Here is an 865-nt window from a genome sequence, read left to right on the forward strand (position 1 = left end):
CCTGGGTCAGCGCCGAGGCATTCGGGTTGCTGCCGTCGCCGAGGTTTTTCTCGAAGACGGTCAGTTCGCCGCCATCGACATCCAGGCCGTTGAGGGTTACCGGGTCATTCAGGTTATTGACGTTCAGTGTCAGGGTCGCGGTACTGGTATCACCATCAGCATCGTTGAGGGTGTACGTGAAGGTTTCGACGCCACTGCCGCCACCGTGCAGGTTGATGAAATCCGGATCGCTGGTGTTCAGCGTGTAGGTGTAAGTGCCGTCGGCAGCCAGTACCAGGGTGCCGTAGGTGCCGGTGAAGGTGCCGGCGGTGATTGGCCCTGTGGTAATGCGGTCGGCGCCTTGCACATCGTTGGTCAGCACGTTGCCCGTCAGGGTCAGCTGCGCTTCGGTGGCGGTGACCGGGTTGGTGTCGTTAACGGCGGTCGGCAGGTCGTCGACGATGTTCACGTCAATGCTGCCGCTGACCGTGCTGCCGTCGGTGTCTGTCGCCACCACCGTGAACTGCTCACCCAGGCTGTTGGCGCCTGCGCCGCTGGCATGCGCTTCGTTGTCCACCAGGGTGTAGGTGTAACTCACCACGCCGGTGCTGGCGTTGTAGCCAGTGATGGTCAGGGTGTTGCCGGCCGGGGTGACAACCGATTGCGGGAAGCCCACGGCGCTGCCGCCGCTGACCACGGTGATGCCACCCACGGTCAGGGTCTGCAGGCCATCGGGCGCAGTAACGGTGAAGCTGCCGCCCTGGGTCAGCGCCGAGGCATTCGGGTTGCTGCCGTCGCCGAGGTTTTTCTCGAAGACGGTCAGTTCGCCGCCATCGACATCCAGGCCGTTGAGGGTTACCGGGTCATTCAGGTTATTGACGTTCAG

1 protein-coding gene is annotated in these 865 nt (G+C 63.0%); it reads right to left on the reverse strand.

The window, feature by feature from the left end:
• Positions 1-865: Ig-like domain-containing protein (locus tag I5S59_RS26365; protein ID WP_197879189.1), on the reverse strand; the 865-nt coding region annotated here is incomplete at both ends.

It is taken from the genome of Pseudomonas alkylphenolica (genome assembly GCF_016009175.1).
Classification (GTDB): Bacteria; Pseudomonadota; Gammaproteobacteria; order Pseudomonadales; family Pseudomonadaceae; genus Aquipseudomonas; species Aquipseudomonas alkylphenolica_B.